14 protein-coding genes and 2 pseudogenes are annotated in these 14,999 nt (G+C 53.4%); 10 read left to right on the top strand and 6 right to left on the bottom strand.

Annotated elements, in window-relative coordinates; translation table 11 throughout:
• Positions 1-18 precede the first annotated feature (18 nt).
• The 4 genes from PSPTO_RS00210 to PSPTO_RS00225 all read right to left on the bottom strand — a co-directional run bounded on the left by PSPTO_RS00210 (position 19) and on the right by PSPTO_RS00225 (position 2,462).
• Positions 19-201 (bottom strand): hypothetical protein, encoded by a 183-nt coding sequence (locus PSPTO_RS00210; RefSeq protein ID WP_046463987.1) that lies wholly within the window; start codon positions 199-201, stop codon positions 19-21.
• Positions 202-352: 151 nt separating this feature from the next.
• Positions 353-1,906 carry an IS66-like element ISPsy5 family transposase gene (locus tag PSPTO_RS00215; RefSeq protein WP_003409202.1) on the bottom strand — a complete coding sequence of 518 codons (1,554 nt, stop codon included), beginning with the start codon at positions 1,904-1,906 and terminating at the stop codon, positions 353-355.
• A gap of 17 nt (positions 1,907-1,923) precedes the next feature.
• Positions 1,924-2,283: an IS66 family insertion sequence element accessory protein TnpB gene (gene tnpB / locus PSPTO_RS00220; RefSeq protein ID WP_003409203.1), complete on the bottom strand. Its 360-nt coding sequence runs from the start codon at positions 2,281-2,283 to the stop codon at positions 1,924-1,926.
• A 35-nt stretch (positions 2,284-2,318) separates the two neighbouring features.
• Complete coding sequence (locus PSPTO_RS00225; RefSeq protein ID WP_164923170.1) at positions 2,319-2,462, bottom strand: hypothetical protein; 144 nt, start codon at positions 2,460-2,462, stop codon at positions 2,319-2,321.
• A gap of 270 nt (positions 2,463-2,732) precedes the next feature.
• On the opposite strand from PSPTO_RS00225, the pseudogene PSPTO_RS00230 reads away from it, so the two are divergent.
• The 3 genes and pseudogenes from PSPTO_RS00230 to PSPTO_RS00240 form a co-directional block, all read left to right on the top strand.
• Positions 2,733-3,584: pseudogene (locus PSPTO_RS00230) on the top strand (YifB family Mg chelatase-like AAA ATPase); the annotation flags it as partial.
• 141 nt (positions 3,585-3,725) lie between these two features.
• Complete coding sequence (locus tag PSPTO_RS00235) at positions 3,726-5,288, top strand: anti-phage dCTP deaminase (RefSeq protein WP_011102963.1); 1,563 nt, start codon at positions 3,726-3,728, stop codon at positions 5,286-5,288.
• A 38-nt stretch (positions 5,289-5,326) separates the two neighbouring features.
• Positions 5,327-5,560, top strand: a complete 234-nt coding sequence (locus PSPTO_RS00240) for a hypothetical protein (protein ID WP_054070124.1) — start codon at positions 5,327-5,329, stop codon at positions 5,558-5,560.
• A gap of 228 nt (positions 5,561-5,788) precedes the next feature.
• Here PSPTO_RS00240 and xopAK read toward each other — a convergent pair whose 3' ends face one another.
• Together xopAK and PSPTO_RS00250 are read right to left on the bottom strand one after the other, a co-directional pair.
• Positions 5,789-6,571 (bottom strand): XopAK family type III secretion system effector, encoded by a 783-nt coding sequence (gene xopAK, locus PSPTO_RS30105; RefSeq protein ID WP_226992674.1) that lies wholly within the window; start codon positions 6,569-6,571, stop codon positions 5,789-5,791.
• Between the two features lie 424 nt (positions 6,572-6,995).
• Positions 6,996-7,162, bottom strand: a pseudogene (locus tag PSPTO_RS00250) (transposase domain-containing protein); the annotation flags it as partial.
• Between the two features lie 297 nt (positions 7,163-7,459).
• Between PSPTO_RS00250 and PSPTO_RS00255 the strand changes: the two are divergent.
• The 7 genes from PSPTO_RS00255 (at position 7,460) to PSPTO_RS00285 (ending at position 14,988) form a co-directional block, all read left to right on the top strand.
• Complete coding sequence (locus tag PSPTO_RS00255) at positions 7,460-9,445, top strand: ATP-dependent nuclease (protein WP_011102966.1); 1,986 nt, start codon at positions 7,460-7,462, stop codon at positions 9,443-9,445.
• Between the two features lie 2 nt (positions 9,446-9,447).
• Entirely contained in the window at positions 9,448-11,352 is a 1,905-nt protein-coding gene (locus PSPTO_RS00260) for a UvrD-helicase domain-containing protein (RefSeq protein ID WP_011102967.1), read from the top strand.
• A gap of 221 nt (positions 11,353-11,573) precedes the next feature.
• Entirely contained in the window at positions 11,574-11,888 is a 315-nt protein-coding gene (locus PSPTO_RS00265) for a DUF6957 family protein (protein ID WP_226992675.1), read from the top strand.
• Positions 11,889-12,031: 143 nt separating this feature from the next.
• Positions 12,032-12,433, top strand: coding sequence for an AbrB/MazE/SpoVT family DNA-binding domain-containing protein (locus PSPTO_RS30015; RefSeq protein ID WP_193383851.1), 402 nt, complete (start codon positions 12,032-12,034; stop codon positions 12,431-12,433).
• Positions 12,423-12,740, top strand: a complete 318-nt coding sequence (locus tag PSPTO_RS30580; protein WP_158502624.1) for an antitoxin Xre/MbcA/ParS toxin-binding domain-containing protein — start codon at positions 12,423-12,425, stop codon at positions 12,738-12,740. Before PSPTO_RS30015 ends, PSPTO_RS30580 begins: the two co-directional genes overlap by 11 nt.
• 86 nt (positions 12,741-12,826) lie before the next feature.
• Complete coding sequence (tcmP, locus tag PSPTO_RS00280; protein WP_011102968.1) at positions 12,827-13,993, top strand: three-Cys-motif partner protein TcmP; 1,167 nt, start codon at positions 12,827-12,829, stop codon at positions 13,991-13,993.
• 251 nt (positions 13,994-14,244) lie between these two features.
• A complete protein-coding gene (locus PSPTO_RS00285; RefSeq protein WP_011102969.1) occupies positions 14,245-14,988 on the top strand; it encodes a phage Gp37/Gp68 family protein in 744 nt (247 codons plus the stop codon).
• Positions 14,989-14,999: the final 11 nt, after the last annotated feature.

Genomic DNA, 14,999 nt, shown 5'->3' on the forward strand with positions numbered 1-14,999 from the left:
CGCACATTCGCAAAGTCGTCACACCGCTGTCAGCGAGCGCCAGTGCCCCACCTGTTCACGTCGCGAGCGCACCGGTAGCCATTTCACGCCGACTCGTAGCTCCAGCCGCCAGGCCTCCCCTTCACGCAGCACGCGAAATTCCCGCGCCGCCCCGGTTTCCACCAACGCCAGCAACGTCTCCTGCTCAATGGCCCGTTTCATGGCCCCCTGCCTCCGTATCCCACCAGCACCTAGGGTTTTGGTATAGCGCAGTCGCGGAATCCGGCGACCAGGCTGCCTCTTCAGCTGCGCCAGGCTGTGGATAACTGTAAGCGATCCACCAACCACACCTACCATCAGATGCGGCTTCCGTTTATCTTGGCATTTCCGGTGAGCAGTTCCACGGCAGCAACGCCTCATAGTCGGCCACCGACTGCGCAAGTGGCAACCTCTCCAGTACGTGGCGCAGCCACGTATAGGGCTCCTGGCCGTTGACCTTGGCGGTCTCGACCAAGCTATAGATCTGTGCACTGGCGGTGGCGCCTTTAGGCGTGTCGCTGAACAGCCAGGCTTTGCGCCCAATAACAAACGGCTTTATTGCGCGCTCTGCCGGGTTGTTGTCGATCGGTAAAAAGCCGGCTTCCACGTAACGCTTCAGCCGACTCCAGTTATTCGCCAGATAACCAACTGCCTTGCCCAGCACGCTTTGCGGCGTCACGTGGGACTGAGTTTTATCCAGCCAGCTTTTCAACTGAGCCAAGATTGGCAGGCTTTTCTCCTGCCGACCGGTAAAGCGCTGTTCGTCGCTGCCGTCTTTCAATTCGCGCTCGATACCGTACAGCTTATTGATCATCGTCAGCGCGATATCGGCACGCCCGGTCTTGCCCTTAGGTTGCACTTTTTGTGCTTCGACAAATTTGCGCCGCGCATGGGCCATACACGCCAAGCGCTCCACGCCCGGTTGTAACGCCAGCGCGTTATAGCCCGCGTAATCATCAGTCATCACATAGCCGCGATAACTTTCCAGCAGCCGTAACGGTACGTCCTGCGCGCGGCTGGAAGTGTAGTCGAACAATACGACTTTATGATCTGGAGGCCCGCTGGCCTGTACCCACATCCAGGATTGGCTGGTCGGGTCTCGATCTGGTTCTTTCAGTACCTGAACGCGGGTTTCGTCACAGTGGATGACCGGGCTTTCCAGCAATCGATCACGCATCAGATTTAACAGCGGCTGCAAATGTTCGCCGCACTGGATAATCCAGCGGGCCAACGTTTGACGCGGGATTTCTATGCCATGTCGGCTTAGCACCGTTTCAAAACGATGCAGCGGCAAGCCGTCGACATACTTGGTGGTCAGCAGCATGGCCAACACGCTGGGGCTGGCCATGCTCTTTTCAATCAACTGCGCAGGCTTGCCGGCTGTGACCGGTGCCGACTCACAGCCACGACAGCCGTAGACTTTGCGGATGTGTTTGATCACCCGAATCTGCATCGGCACGATATCCAGTTGCTCGCTGGTTTCCTCGCTGACGACATGCTTGCGGCAACCGCAGGCACAGGTCAGTTCGTGTTCGGGCAGCTCGTGGATGACTTCAATGCGCGGCAGATCAGCCGACAGTGGCTTGCGCTTGCCACGGCGTGGCGCAGGAGCAACTACTTCCTCATCAGCATCGCCGACCGGGAGCATAGGCTCGCTTTCAGGTTCATTGAACAAGGCAAGTTGAGGGGTATTAGGCTCGACGGTTTGTTCGGACTTTCGACCAAAAATACGGTCACGCAGCAGCTTGATCTGCTCTTTGAGATCAACGATGTGAGTGGCGTAGGCGTCTTTAACTTCCTGTTCGCGCGAGCGTGCTTCGTAGCTCTCAAGCAGCATCTGTTTGAGCAATACGGGATCGTCAGGAAGGTTGTCGGGCAATGGTCGCATGCCCTGGATTATACCCGTCAGGCAACAAACCTTGGAGTCAAAATCTTATGAGGACGGTTGCGCCACAGATCAAATCCATCCAGCAGCCAATTCAATTCCTGAACCGTCAGCACAATGGCTTCGTCGACATCATCTGGCGAGATTTTGAAACGCTCGGACTCGAGACGCTTGAGCCAAAGGCAGAAGCCGTTACGCTCCCAATACAAAATCTTCACTCGATTCCGGGATTTGTTGAGAAAGACAAAGAGCACCGGATCAAAGACCGCCACTTTAATATCCAACTCGACCAAAGCAGCTAAGCCATCGATGGATTTTCTGAAATCCACGGGTTTGGGATAGAGGTAGACTTTCTCGACTTTGGCGTCGGGTCGCATCATGGTGCTGGCTCCTGAAAGAAAACGGGAGCACAGCATCAGGCGTCAGCCAGTGGCTTGAAATGTGGGGTTCGTGGATCGGATACGATGGTTACTGGCTGACAAAGGCTATGACGCAGAACACCTGCGTAGCTACTGCGACCGTTACCGAATTCGGCGTCGGCGAAGGTCATCTGCTTCATCAAGCGTCTCGGTGGCTGAGATCAGGTATTCTGCAAAATCTGGAGGTCTTCTTCAGAGCTTCCTTGGCTTCATGGCAACAAAATGTTCTGGCCATGATCGCGCATTATCAGAGCTTTCGTACAGCTGAAGAGAATACGCGACCCGGAGCAGTGCGGTCTGCAAATCGCGTGTACCCCCTCTCCCCTCACACCCTGTATCCATTCCCCACCCACCCTCGCCCCCCAAATAAAGCACCATACCCGCCCATCGCACCTATCAAGGAATGATCCATGTCGCTGGCCATCGTCCATAGTCGTGCCCAGGTCGGGGTGGAAGCCCCGGCGGTTACTGTTGAAGCGCATCTGACCAATGGCCTGCCGGCCCTGACGCTGGTGGGGTTGCCGGAGGGCGCGGTCAAGGAGAGCAAGGACCGGGTGCGCAGTGCGATTCTCAATTCCGGGCTGGATTTTCCGGCGCGGCGTATCACGCTCAATCTTGCCCCGGCTGATTTGCCCAAGGATGGCGGTCGTTTTGATCTTGCGATTGCGCTGGGTTTGCTGGCGGCCAGCGGGCAGATACCGCTGGTTGCGTTGCAGGATGTTGAATGCCTGGGCGAGCTGGCGTTGTCAGGTGCGATTCGGCCGATTCAGGGGGTGTTGCCTGCCGCGCTGGCGGCGCGTGCGGCGGAGCGGACGTTGATCATCCCGGCGGTGAATGCCGAGGAGGCTTGCCTGGCGTCCGGGTTGCGGGTGATTGCGGTGAGTCATTTGCTGGAGCTGGTCGGGCATTTCAACGGGCGTACGGTGATCGCGCCTTATCAGTCCAGCGGCTTGCTGCATCAGCCCAAGCCTTATCCGGATTTAAGCGAGGTACAGGGCCAGACTGCCGCAAAGCGTGCGCTGGTGATTGCCGCTGCCGGGGCGCATAACCTGTTGTTCAGCGGGCCGCCCGGCACCGGCAAAACGCTGCTCGCCAGTCGCCTGCCGGGGTTGTTGCCGCCGCTGGATGAGCACGAAGCGCTGGAGGTGGCGGCGATTCAGTCGGTCGCTAGCCAAATACCGTTGACAAGTTGGCCGCAGCGGCCGTTTCGGCAGCCGCATCACTCGGCGTCTGGCCCGGCGTTGGTGGGCGGCGGCTGTCGGTTTTCGAAATAAATGAGAAATTCTCGAAATTAATGCGACTGCTGACTACGCTTGGAGACGCTATTTAACGCAAAGCTACTAAACGGTGATGTCATTGTGCGATGATTCACCAGTGAAGCTCACCTACCAGCAGGGATCGTTATGGCAGCTCCGGATTTTCGTCTCATAGCATCGGCTAACAGTAATAAAGGCGGGCATTTCGACGACATCGGTGCAATCGGTAAAACGATCACTCCAGAGATTGTTATCGCGTTGTGCGGACCGATGGGAACACCGTTGCACGACGTGGCAAAAACATTCCAGGAACTGCTACTTGGCACCGATTACAACTACGAAAAAGTAAACATCATCAGGCTGAGTGACGAAATCCGTAAGCAAAAGTCGCTGACGGGTGAGAAGTCGATCCTCAAGCTAATTGAAGCAGGTAACAAACTTCGCGAAGAACATGGAAACGAGATCTTGGCGCGCTTCGCCATTCGTCGAATTACCCTTGAACGAGAAGAAGCGCAGCAGGCTGCTGAAAAAATTCAAGAGCCTGACCTTTTCGACACTTCGGGTTCGCCGCCGACTCCAAAGATCACTGTCCGCTATTGCCACATTATCGACTCAATTAAACATATCGACGAACTCCGCCTGCTGCGCTCCGTCTACGGGGACATGCTGCATGTGGTAGGCGTCTATTCCCCGATTGAGCTACGAATCACCAGGCTAGAACGCTACAAAGGCCAAGGCGATCAGATTCACGATCTGATCGATCGAGACTCCGGCGAAGAGATGGATCACGGGCAACGAGTCGAAGACACCTTTCCGCAAGCAGACTTCTTCTTACGCGTAGAAAAAACGACCGACACGCATCGCAAAGGACGCGTTAAACGATTCCTTGATCTCATTTTGGGAACAGTCATCGCGACGCCAACCCTCAACGAGCGCGCTATGTATGCAGCATTTTCCGCCGCACGAAATTCCGCATGCCTCTCCCGTCAGGTCGGCGCTGCAATTACAAGCGAGGAAGGGGAAATATTAGCAACGGGGTGGAATGACGTACCCAAAGCCTTCGGCGGGCTCTACCAGACAGAGTCTTATGGAAGCTCCCCAGATGAAGATCGACGCTGCTGGAACCTCGAAGGCGGTCGATGCTCCAACGATCAGGAGAAAGAGGTCATCTCGAACGCTATCGTCGATTTGCTATCGAGCGAAGGGCTCATCGATGAAGCAAACCGCGAAAAGGTCTACAAGGCAATACGGAAGAAATCCCAACTCAAGAGCCTGATTGAGTTTTCTCGTGCTGTGCACGCCGAGATGCATGCTTTACTCAGTGCTGGAAGCACCGATGGCGGGAAAATCCGTGATGGGAAACTATTTGTGACCACGTATCCATGTCATTCATGTGCGCGGCACATCGTCGCAGCTGGTGTACGTGAGGTTTACTTTTTGGAGCCCTACCGGAAGAGCCTTGCGACGAAGCTTCACGAGGATGCTATAACTGAAAATGAGAATGAAACGGATAAGGTGAGAGTGATGCCGTTCGATGGCGTAGCGCCCTCACGATTTCTTCGCTTCTTCTCTGCTCACCCCAAAGGTCGGAAAAACTCGGAGGGCGTTATGCAAACCAGGGAGGCTCATCCCGTCGCTTTTGTCACAATGGAAGCTATTCCGACTCTTGAATCTCTCATCGTTCAGGGTTTATCCTCGCGCGGCATTTGAGATCAACCGGTTATCGGTAGCAGCATTGGAGCATTTTTATGAAAATCGTTGATGAATTTGATTACTCAGAACAGGGCACTCAGCTGACTTTGTCATTCGAAGCTTTGGACATCGGCGATCAATCGTACCTGCCTGTGGCAACGATCATAGAGTCTTCACACGCCTATCCTTTAGCTGAATGTAATGTCGTAGAGTTCCGCCGACCAGCAGTCTCGTCTGTCGAAGCAGGCTTGCTCGCTAGAATTCTGGAGAGAACTCGGCATTTCGTTTGAATCATGCTCAGTGGTGAGAAGCTCTCTAAAGCTCTGATAGATCCACACCTACGCAAAACTGATCGACACAGGAGAATGCCTGTTCATCCTTTAAACGATACAGGCATCCCAATCCCCCCTAGATATCTCGCCGTGAGCTTTGACGCGCTAGCAAAATTCGGGCTAAAAATTCTTTTGCACTGAATCTGACCAGGTACCTGTGTAGTGGTCACTTTCACCACAACCCACTCAGCAGTAGAGCGTGTCGCGACCGTACAGAACGCGGTCAGGCATCAGCAGAACATTGACACTGTTGTCCTCGCCGGTATGCACGTCCTCTTCGCCTTCGGATACATGCAAGCGCGCCCCTTCGATTGAATAACTGCCTTTCAATGCCAAAAAGCTTTGCTCGTCGTCATAGCTGCCAGCCTCTTCCTCTTTAGGCATGATCATGCCGCCTACCAGGGAGTATTTGATTTGCAAAGCACCTTTATCGCGCATCGCTTGATCAAGAGTAGCCATGGTATCCTCTGGTGAGCCGATACCACTGTGGTGATAGACACCCAGCACCGGAAGCCCTTCTCTATCCATGCCTCTTGCACACACTGCAATGCAGGGTCCCAGGCCAGTGGTGCCAATGCCTTGGCAGCCGTCTTTAGAGTTGATGACATCGAACTCGTCCATGTCGACATCCCTCACGTTTGAGGCCAACACGTTGCTGCCTCTAGGCACAAACTCAATCGGCCCACCTCTAAACAACTCGGCGTGCAGCCGCTCAAGCGCCCTGAAGGGCGCGCGGTCCTGATCATTGACCGGTCGGTGGCTTAGCTCGCGTGACGATGAGCCAATTTGATAGACTTGCCTGCCACCGCCCAATAAGGAGTTGGATGTAACTGGGATTTCTAGCCCACCAGCCGCAGGTTTGAAGTGTCGTTGTTGGAGCGTGTTGAGAGCGTTCAAGTGTGGGCTGTTGGAAGAGCCTGCTTGAGTGTTAATGTTTAGGCGTTGAGCATCAAAAGCTTTAGCTAACATTGTGTCCCTCCGGCACTGCTCAGACGGGCTCCCCATCAATTGGCGCAGTCGCTGGGCCTGCATGCTTAGCGTTGCCCCCGGCCTTTGTAGCCCTTCCGACGCTTGGGCGATAGATGTTGTGGTGACAACTAGAGGGGAATTGTCGGGCGCTGAGGCGAAGCGGTTTTGCGCTTCCTCCGTAGGGGCCGTGTAATTGAAGCTGGAATTTACTGAGCTGGTTGAAATGCGATTCATTGAAAACCTCTTTGTCAAAAAAATTACGGTGCAGGAGCAGGCCTGCAGTCCTCATTTTTACCCTTGTGGAGAGGGCGGAGGTTTTAGTGGAGCCGCACCAGCTTGCAGTTCCTAGCCTATTGGGAAATATTTGCTCTCTGGCAAGCTGTTGAAATTCGCCGCATGCGTCCGTCCATCACGCCTTGCGTGATTAAACCGATTGCCACTTATGCGGTAACAGCTGATCGATTTCACTCGCCCGCTGCGTCGGCAGACGCGTGAACACGTCTTTCAGATACGCATACGGATCAAGCTCATGATTGCCGCCGCCCGTTGTCCACTGCGTAGTGATCCAGCAAAGAGCCAGTTGTTGCGTCCACCCTCACGCGTCGAGCTTGGTCTCGACGCGTGACGAATTTCGGGCCGGTGGTTCTTATTTCGGTGAGCACACCAAATGAGGCTACGATTTGCCCTATCGTGCGGGCGCACTGCCTTTAGTGCGACAGAGCGCGATGCCTCTTCCTGAAAGGACAAGACCAGTGATTGGTAAGGGGCTAATTTGCTCCTTTAGTGCTTCAAATTCAGCGCTCTTAGTGGCAAGACGCTCTTCTCCTGCCTACGCTATGTCAGCCCGCGATAAACCCATATCCGTCGCGGCATAGAGGAAGGGATCCTGTGCTAATCGAATCTGCCGTCCTATCTGGTTTCCGTTGCTTTGCGCCCCGTCCTATCAGCGTAACAATCTCGCCAAAGATCACGACCATCGTCGGCCCCAACGCGGCAGGGAAAACTGCGCTTCTACACGCGTTGGCGAAGCTGTTTGGAGTGACTCGGGCACAACGCACCGTACGTCGCTCGGACTTTCACTTGGGACCTGATGACGATCCCACCAGTCTTGAATCAAAGCACCTCTACATTGAGGTTTTGATCGCCCTTCCCGAACTGATTGATGGAACTGCAACGCCAGAAACGATCGCACCTTCATTTCGGCATATGCTAATCGAGCGACCAGACGATGCTCCCGTCTGTCGTCTTCGGCTTGACGCTCAGTGGGAGGACGATGGAACCGTGGAAGGCGAGGTTTCGCAAACCCTGCACTGGGTCGACACGCTCGACGATGCACCGCCAGAAGACAAGTGCCACCCCGTCTCCGTAGCCGATCGGGGATTAATTCAGTTGTATTACACACCGGCAAGCAGAGACGCTGCTGCTCAGACCCGGGCGACTGCCGGAGCATTGGCGGCTCGTTTGTTACGCGCGATCGAGTGGTCGTCCGATACCGAAGAGGCGGTTCATGACGCTACCGAAAATCTTGCCTCTGCCTTCGAGGAAGAAGCGGCAATTGCCGCAATCACAGAAGCTCTACAGACGCGGTGGTCGGCACTTCATGATGACGTCGTCGACACTAATCCGCGCCTGAGTCTGGTAAGTCGCAGGTTCGAGGAGGTCGTCAACAAAATTGCAGTCATGTTCGAGCAGGGACCTGACGGTCAGGAGCGCGGTATCGAGGCGCTCAGCGACGGTCAACAATCGCTCTTTTACTTCGCTCTGGCTGCGGCCGTCTTCGACCTAGAGCGTGAGGTTGTAGCGGGATCAATTGAGGGCTTCCGAAGTGACGCTCTGCGGATACCTGCGTTGACGATCTTCGCTTTGGAGGAACCAGAGAACCACCTTTCGCCATATTTCCTTGCTCGCATCATCCGCCAAGTCCGATCACTCACAACCGATGGCAGCGCGCAAGCCATTGTCACCAGTCACTCACCCGCAGTACTTAGCCGCGTCAATCCGACGGAAGTTCGATACTGTAGATGCGACCCCAAAACGCGCGTGTCTACGGTCAAGCGGATTAAGCTTCCAGTCAACGACGTGGAGGCTAGCAAGTTTGTAAGGGGTGCGATGTTGGCCTACCCAGAGCTTTATTTTGCGCGGTTTGTTTTGCTGGTTGAGGGAGATTCGGAAAGAATTGTTTTACCGCGACTCGCAGAGGCGCTGAATTTGCTGATCGATCCAGCCTTTGTCGCTATTGTCCCATTGGGTGGACGTCATGTTCAGCATTTTTGGCGCTTGCTTAAACATCTGGGTATTCCTCACGCCACGCTGTTGGATCTTGACCTAGGGCGCGATGGAGGCGGTTTTGGACGAGTCAAAACGGCGATCGAAAAGCTGATCGAGTTCGGTGCACCGAAAGCCGAAGTGCTGAGAATTACAACTGGCATCTTATCCGATGCCGACTTAGCGAACATGCATAATTGGCCTGATTCGGTCGATCATAGCGGCCTCCTGTCATGGATCAACAACAACCTAAAAGCTCATGGAGTGTATTTCTCCTCACCGCTGGATTTAGATCTAGCAATGCTGGAAGCATTCCCTGCCGCCTATGCAGCCATCGTCCCCGAGCGCGGGGGTTCTCGCATGGCCGCTGACAAAGCCGCCGAAGTGGTATTGGGAACGGCAGGTCCCGGATTAAAAGCCTACACAGGGCCCTTTGTTGGTTATCCCCCTCAATTCCCGAGTTACCGCTACCACTTTCTCACTAACAGTAAGCCTGCAACCCACCTTGCAGCGTTGACTCATATCACAAAGGCGCAACTGGTAGCGCACATGCCAGTTGTGCTTGCTTCAGTGCTCAAACACATTTCCGCGTCGTTGAGGCGGGACTGAACATGACCTTATCGTCGCGAAGAGTCAGCTCAGAAAACTGGAAACCGGTAGGGGTAAAATCTCTTGAAAAGCACGCGTTTGAGGTGGTTTGTTCACACGTAAACCGATCCGTCATCGCAGGCCCCGGCGCGGGCAAGACTGAATTACTCGCGCAGCGTGCCGCCTATTTGTTACAAACCGGTGCAGCACCTGCGCCTAGACGTATTCTTGCGATCAGTTTCAAAAGAGATGCTGCCTCCAACCTCGCCAGCCGCGTGCGAAAGCGCTGTCACCCTGACCATGCCGGTCGTTTGGACTCCATGACGTTTGATGCGTTTGCAAAGAGCCTGGTCGATCGCTTCGGCCAATCACTGCCCGAGCGTTGGCGACCCCGACCCGATTACGAAATCACAAGCTACTACGAGCGCGACTACAAAGACTTCCTCTTTCAAGACGTTGGCTTGCCTCCAACGACAATTGGCACAAGGGCGGATCTACGCGCAGTCGGACCGAAAATATTCGAGCGCAACTATGTACTCGGCCAACCGCTCCCGATTGATGGATGGCTGTGTCCGACCGTCGGCCAATGGGCTGCGGATTTATTCTGGCGGGCATCCCTCCACGGTGGTGAAAAAAGTGTCTTGTCTTTCCCCATGATAGGCAGACTCGCAGAGCTTTTACTGCGAGTTAATTCCATGGCACGTGACGCGCTTCGGCTGACTTACTCTCATCTTTTCATGGACGAGTTCCAAGACACGACGCAGGTCCAATACGATCTTGTGAGTACCATTTTCCGAGGTACTGACACCGTATTAACCGCCGTCGGTGATAACAAACAGCAAATCATGCGCTGGGCTATGGCAATGGATGACCCTTTCTCCGAATTCGACGCAGATTTTTCGGCTAAGCGGACGTCCCTCTACAACAACTACCGCTCCTCGCCTGACTTGGTACGTATCCAGCATATTTTGGCTCAGGCCTTGGACATCGCAGCGGTTGAACCCATTTCACAGACGGCAGGTACGATTAACGAAGAAAGCTGCACGGTTTTCGACTTCCCCAGCCCACATGCAGAAGCACACAATCTAGCCGTATCTGTTGCGTCGAACATCGCGTCGGGCAAACTCACACCACGCGATTTCGTTCTCCTTGTTCGCCAGAAGGCGGGGGAATATGCCGAGGTGCTAGAGCCGGCTTTTACGGCTCAGGGACTGAGCTTACGCAATGAGGCAGGGCTGGTCGGAGCGATTATGTTGCAGGAGTTGCTCGTCGAGGAGGTCTCGGTACTTCTGGTTTCGCTACTTCGCCTATCCATGACACTCCGGGCAGGACGCTACTGGTCTGAATGCCAAAAATGGATGGCATCGTTGCGGGGAGTCGAGTTCGACGATGAAATCGGGCACTCCAAACTCACACGCGAACTGGACGCCTGCGCGATTTGGCTTGGTGCGAACCGGTCAAGTTTACCGACTACGCTGAAAGCCGCACGATCACTAGTTGATGAGGTCATGGGCTTTGTTGGACTTGGCCACCTCAAGAGCCGACACCCTGCTTACGCACAAGGAGAATGGCTCGAAAAGGTGCTCGACGCTGCTGCAACACATCTATTTAACTGTGCAATCAAATGTGCAGATTGGCCTTCGGCACTCGACACCTATGAAGGCGTCAATGCCATTCCACTGATGACCATTCACAAAAGCAAAGGGCTGGAGTATCACACTGTCATCTTTGTTGGCTTGGACGACGGAGCATGGTGGAGTTTTTCCAACGATGAGATTGAAGCAACCGCCGGATTTTTTGTCGCCTTCACCCGAGCCAAGCAGCGCGTGATTTTCACATATTGTGCCAAACGCGGGGGCCGCACGAAAATTGCCACGTTGTACCACCTGCTCCAGACAGCAGGCGTTCAGATAACACAAATATCCTGATTACTAGTAAATACCATTGGCGCAGATCTTGAGGTCCGCAGGCGCAAACCGGAGCGTAGTGATGCGTTAGTCCTATATTTCAGTGGGTTACTCAGGATCTATAGAAGAGAGCTTCTGGCATCAGGGCTCCGATAGAAATGTGACCGGATCGGACGACCCCAGCGCTGTCTTATGAGGAAGCGCAGAATGTACGCACATCGCTGATGTGGTAGGAACTGATGATGAACCTGACAGGATTGGCAAGGCTTTTCAGCGGACAAGGTAAGCCGACAGATGGGTGCAGTTTATCCCTAAAGGAAGCCGCCCTTGCTGTACAGGAAAAATTCGCTTCCCGTCCATATTGCTTGGTCAGCGACTGGACCATTCTGGACATTGACGTCAACGCCGAAGAACTCAATGCGCTACACACGCGTGGATTGGAACCGGTTTTGGTCTACGCGCTGTGTGTTGTCTCGACAGCCGTGGACGCTACCAACCCCGCGATTGGGTGCGCATATCCTTTCAGATCGGTTTTGAATCGGCAGGTTATTTCCTGACCAAGAACACCGTGTACGTTTTACTTGGCTGGGGCAATCGACAGGGGATCACTCTTGATGAGCTCAACGCCCTCGTGGGGCAGTGATAGTGAGCAACTCCAGGCTGAAATACATCGTCATTAGAAGGTTCGAGGTGGCCGGATATGAGTAGTCATCATCTGTGGACGATTCAATGCCAAGAGACCAACGATTGTAGCGGCGATCTCATCATCAATTTGCCAAGTGAGTTGTTGAACCAAATGGCTTTGGCAATCGGCGATGATCTGGCGGTTGATGTTGTCGGACGCTCAATCATCCTGAGGCCGATATCAGACTTGGCAACGCGGCAGGCGAGGATCGGGGTGGCTGCGCGGCAAGACTTCTCTCGCACCTATCGCCACCGCTTGAGATATTTGCTCAACATCTCAACATCTCAACATCTCAACATCTCAACATCTCAACATCTCAACAGATGCAACCGATGGGCAGCTCCACGAGCTGGTGGAGACGGGGCTGACAGGGAGCAGCCTTCAGGGATTGCGGGCTATTGGAATCGTGAATATTGACGTACAGCCACTGCAATCGAGCGATGCACGGCTGAGTAACAGCGAAAGTGATTACCTCTATCGAATCGCACATATCTTGGCCCTCGCAGAATCTTTCTGTGGGGACGTCGAAAAAGCTAAGTGCTGGCTCTCCAAACCCAAGTCGCAGTTTTCAGGTAGAATGCCCATCGAAATGCTTTCGACTACCCCCGGAACAAATCGGGTAGAGGAATTGCTCACACAAGCCAAAGAAGGAATGCTTCTGTTAGGGCGTAATGACCAAGAAAGCGACAGCTCGCTGGACGTCCTCAGCGTAGCCATCCCGTAACGGCTCAGATATCGTATCGCCACTACGAAATATCCATCTTGTTCGTCTAGCTAACCAGTGAACGAGCGCATCAACAGGGAAGTGTTATGGCGGCGATACCAGTGGAGTACCACGGTCGGGAACAGGCTTACGTAAAGCACACGATTCTAAAGACCTATCTCCAACGGCTTTTCATGATTATTGGCAGAAATGAAACAGTTATCAATTACGTAGACTGTTTCGCTGGACCGTGGTCTGAAGAATCAGAGGATTTACGCGACACCTCTATTGGTATTTCACTGAAGCTGATGAAAGACTGCGCCAAGTCGCTCGAAGAGGTCCATGGCTGCAAAGTTAAATTTCGCGCCTTATACATCGAGAAAAACAAAGAAGCCTTCTCAAAGCTGAAAAGCTTTCTCGACGACGATTCGAGTTCCTGCGTTGCAGCAGACTGCATCCAAGGCGATTACACCACCAAAATTCCTGAGATTGCCGCATGGGCATCGCATAACTTCACCTTCTTTTTTATCGACCCTAAAGGGTGGCGCAAGGTCATCAATGCTCCGGTGCTTGCTCCACTACTGGCGTTGAAAAAAGCAGAGTTTCTCATCAACCTGATGTATGACTTCATCAACAGAGCGATGTCGATGAAAGCCCAGCAGGCAAACGTGGAAGAGCTGTTGGGCAAACCGGTCAGCTTTTCGGGTAAAGAGTCGGCGACCGAGCGACAGCGCATTATCGTCGCGCAGTACCGCCAAGCCATTGGAAGCCTTTACGGTGGCAGGTCGGCACATGTGACGGTGGAGCGTCCTGGTATGGATCGTGTGTTGTATTTCCTGATTTATCTCACCCGACATCCAAAAGGCCTGATTGTCTTCAAAGAAGCCGCTGAGCAAATGCACATGATTCAACGCGTCAGTCAGTTTGAGACAAAGTTGCGACATCAATCGAGCAAGCGCGCGCCTATCGACGACCTGTTCGGCACCATCGAGGAGCCGCCTGAGGCAACGGCTGCTCAAGACAACCGAACGCTTGCAAAGACCTTCTTGCTCACAAAGCTCTCGGCGAGCCCGATGCTCATAGACAATGAGTGCTGGGCGGGCTTTTTGGAAGAAACGGACCTATACCCTACGGACTTCCAGCTCGCTTTTAAAGAGCTCGTGAAGGAAGGAAAAATATACAACTTGGATACTGACGTTGAAGGTCGGACAAAGAAACCTGTCAGACCTAATTGGCCAAGAGCAAGCGAGCGATGGGCACTTTGTGCAGAATGAATCCCATCAATTTATTGGTGATAAGCATGAACAGCAACAAGTAACATTCGCCCTATCACCGCTTGTCTTATATATCTAAATAAATTGACTTTTATTTATGTCGCCGGACTATTTTCCTGGTTTTTTGAAAACTTTGTGGTATGCTTGAAACTTGGAAGGGATTAGAATATATGCTCCGCCACTTCGGCGGCGAGTGTTATTTCAAACCCATGATTAAGACTTTCCTGCATGACGACAGGAGTGAAAATGCAATGAGTACCCAGACGAGCATTGAATGGACTGAAATGACTTGGAACCCTATTGTTGGGTGTACCAAGGTATCGCCGGGCTGCAAGCATTGTTATGCAGAAAACATGGCTCATCGTTTGCAAGCGATGGGTACGCCGGGTTACGAGAATGGATTTAAACTTAGCCTGCGCCCGGAAAAACTGCGAGAACCACTTCAGCGCAAAAAGCCGACTATTTATTTTGTAAATTCGATGTCTGACCTATTTCATGAAAAAGTCCCTGATCACTATATCGATCAGGTCTTTGAGGTAATTCGCGAAGCAACGCAACATACCTTCCAAATTCTGACAAAACGGGCGGAGAGACTCGCAGACTACTTTAGCAAGCGCACACCACCGACCAATGCCTGGCTGGGCGTCTCGGTTGAGGACAAGGCATACGGTGTTCCTCGTATTGATTGCCTGCGCCGGGTAAATGCAACAATCAGGTTTCTCTCGGCAGAACCTCTTCTGGAGGATTTAGGCGAGATTGATCTGACCGATATCCACTGGGTGATTGTCGGTGGTGAGTCAGGTAACAAGGCACGCCCAATGCAGCAGGAATGGGTCGATAACATTCATCGCCAGTGCGACGTATCGGGCTCGGCCTTCTTCTTCAAACAATGGGGAGGCTGGGGGGCAGATGGCGTCAAACGCTCGAAGAAAGCCAATGGGCGACTGTTGAACGGTCAAACCTGGGATGAGATACCTCTTTTAAATTTAGCCTGAGTTAGGGATTG

The sequence above is a fragment of the Pseudomonas syringae pv. tomato str. DC3000 genome, from assembly GCF_000007805.1.
Taxonomy (GTDB): domain Bacteria; phylum Pseudomonadota; class Gammaproteobacteria; order Pseudomonadales; family Pseudomonadaceae; genus Aquipseudomonas; species Aquipseudomonas avellanae.

What these genes read in the sequence shown, in the direction of transcription:
- xopAK (WP_226992674.1), bottom strand. Translation starts at nt 6,571, where the DNA reads ATGTTAGCTAAAGCTTTTGATGCTCAACGCCTAAACATTAACACTCAA.
- PSPTO_RS00265 (WP_226992675.1), top strand. Translation starts at nt 11,574, where the DNA reads ATGAACCTGACAGGATTGGCAAGGCTTTTCAGCGGACAAGGTAAGCCG.
- PSPTO_RS30015 (WP_193383851.1), top strand. Translation starts at nt 12,032, where the DNA reads ATGAGTAGTCATCATCTGTGGACGATTCAATGCCAAGAGACCAACGAT.
- PSPTO_RS00225 (WP_164923170.1), bottom strand. Translation starts at nt 2,462, where the DNA reads ATGAAGCAGATGACCTTCGCCGACGCCGAATTCGGTAACGGTCGCAGT.
- PSPTO_RS00260 (WP_011102967.1), top strand. Translation starts at nt 9,448, where the DNA reads ATGACCTTATCGTCGCGAAGAGTCAGCTCAGAAAACTGGAAACCGGTA.
- tcmP (WP_011102968.1), top strand. Translation starts at nt 12,827, where the DNA reads ATGGCGGCGATACCAGTGGAGTACCACGGTCGGGAACAGGCTTACGTA.
- PSPTO_RS00210 (WP_046463987.1), bottom strand. Translation starts at nt 201, where the DNA reads ATGAAACGGGCCATTGAGCAGGAGACGTTGCTGGCGTTGGTGGAAACC.
- PSPTO_RS00285 (WP_011102969.1), top strand. Translation starts at nt 14,245, where the DNA reads ATGAGTACCCAGACGAGCATTGAATGGACTGAAATGACTTGGAACCCT.
- PSPTO_RS00240 (WP_054070124.1), top strand. Translation starts at nt 5,327, where the DNA reads ATGAAAATCGTTGATGAATTTGATTACTCAGAACAGGGCACTCAGCTG.
- tnpB (WP_003409203.1), bottom strand. Translation starts at nt 2,283, where the DNA reads ATGATGCGACCCGACGCCAAAGTCGAGAAAGTCTACCTCTATCCCAAA.
- PSPTO_RS00235 (WP_011102963.1), top strand. Translation starts at nt 3,726, where the DNA reads ATGGCAGCTCCGGATTTTCGTCTCATAGCATCGGCTAACAGTAATAAA.
- PSPTO_RS00215 (WP_003409202.1), bottom strand. Translation starts at nt 1,906, where the DNA reads ATGCGACCATTGCCCGACAACCTTCCTGACGATCCCGTATTGCTCAAA.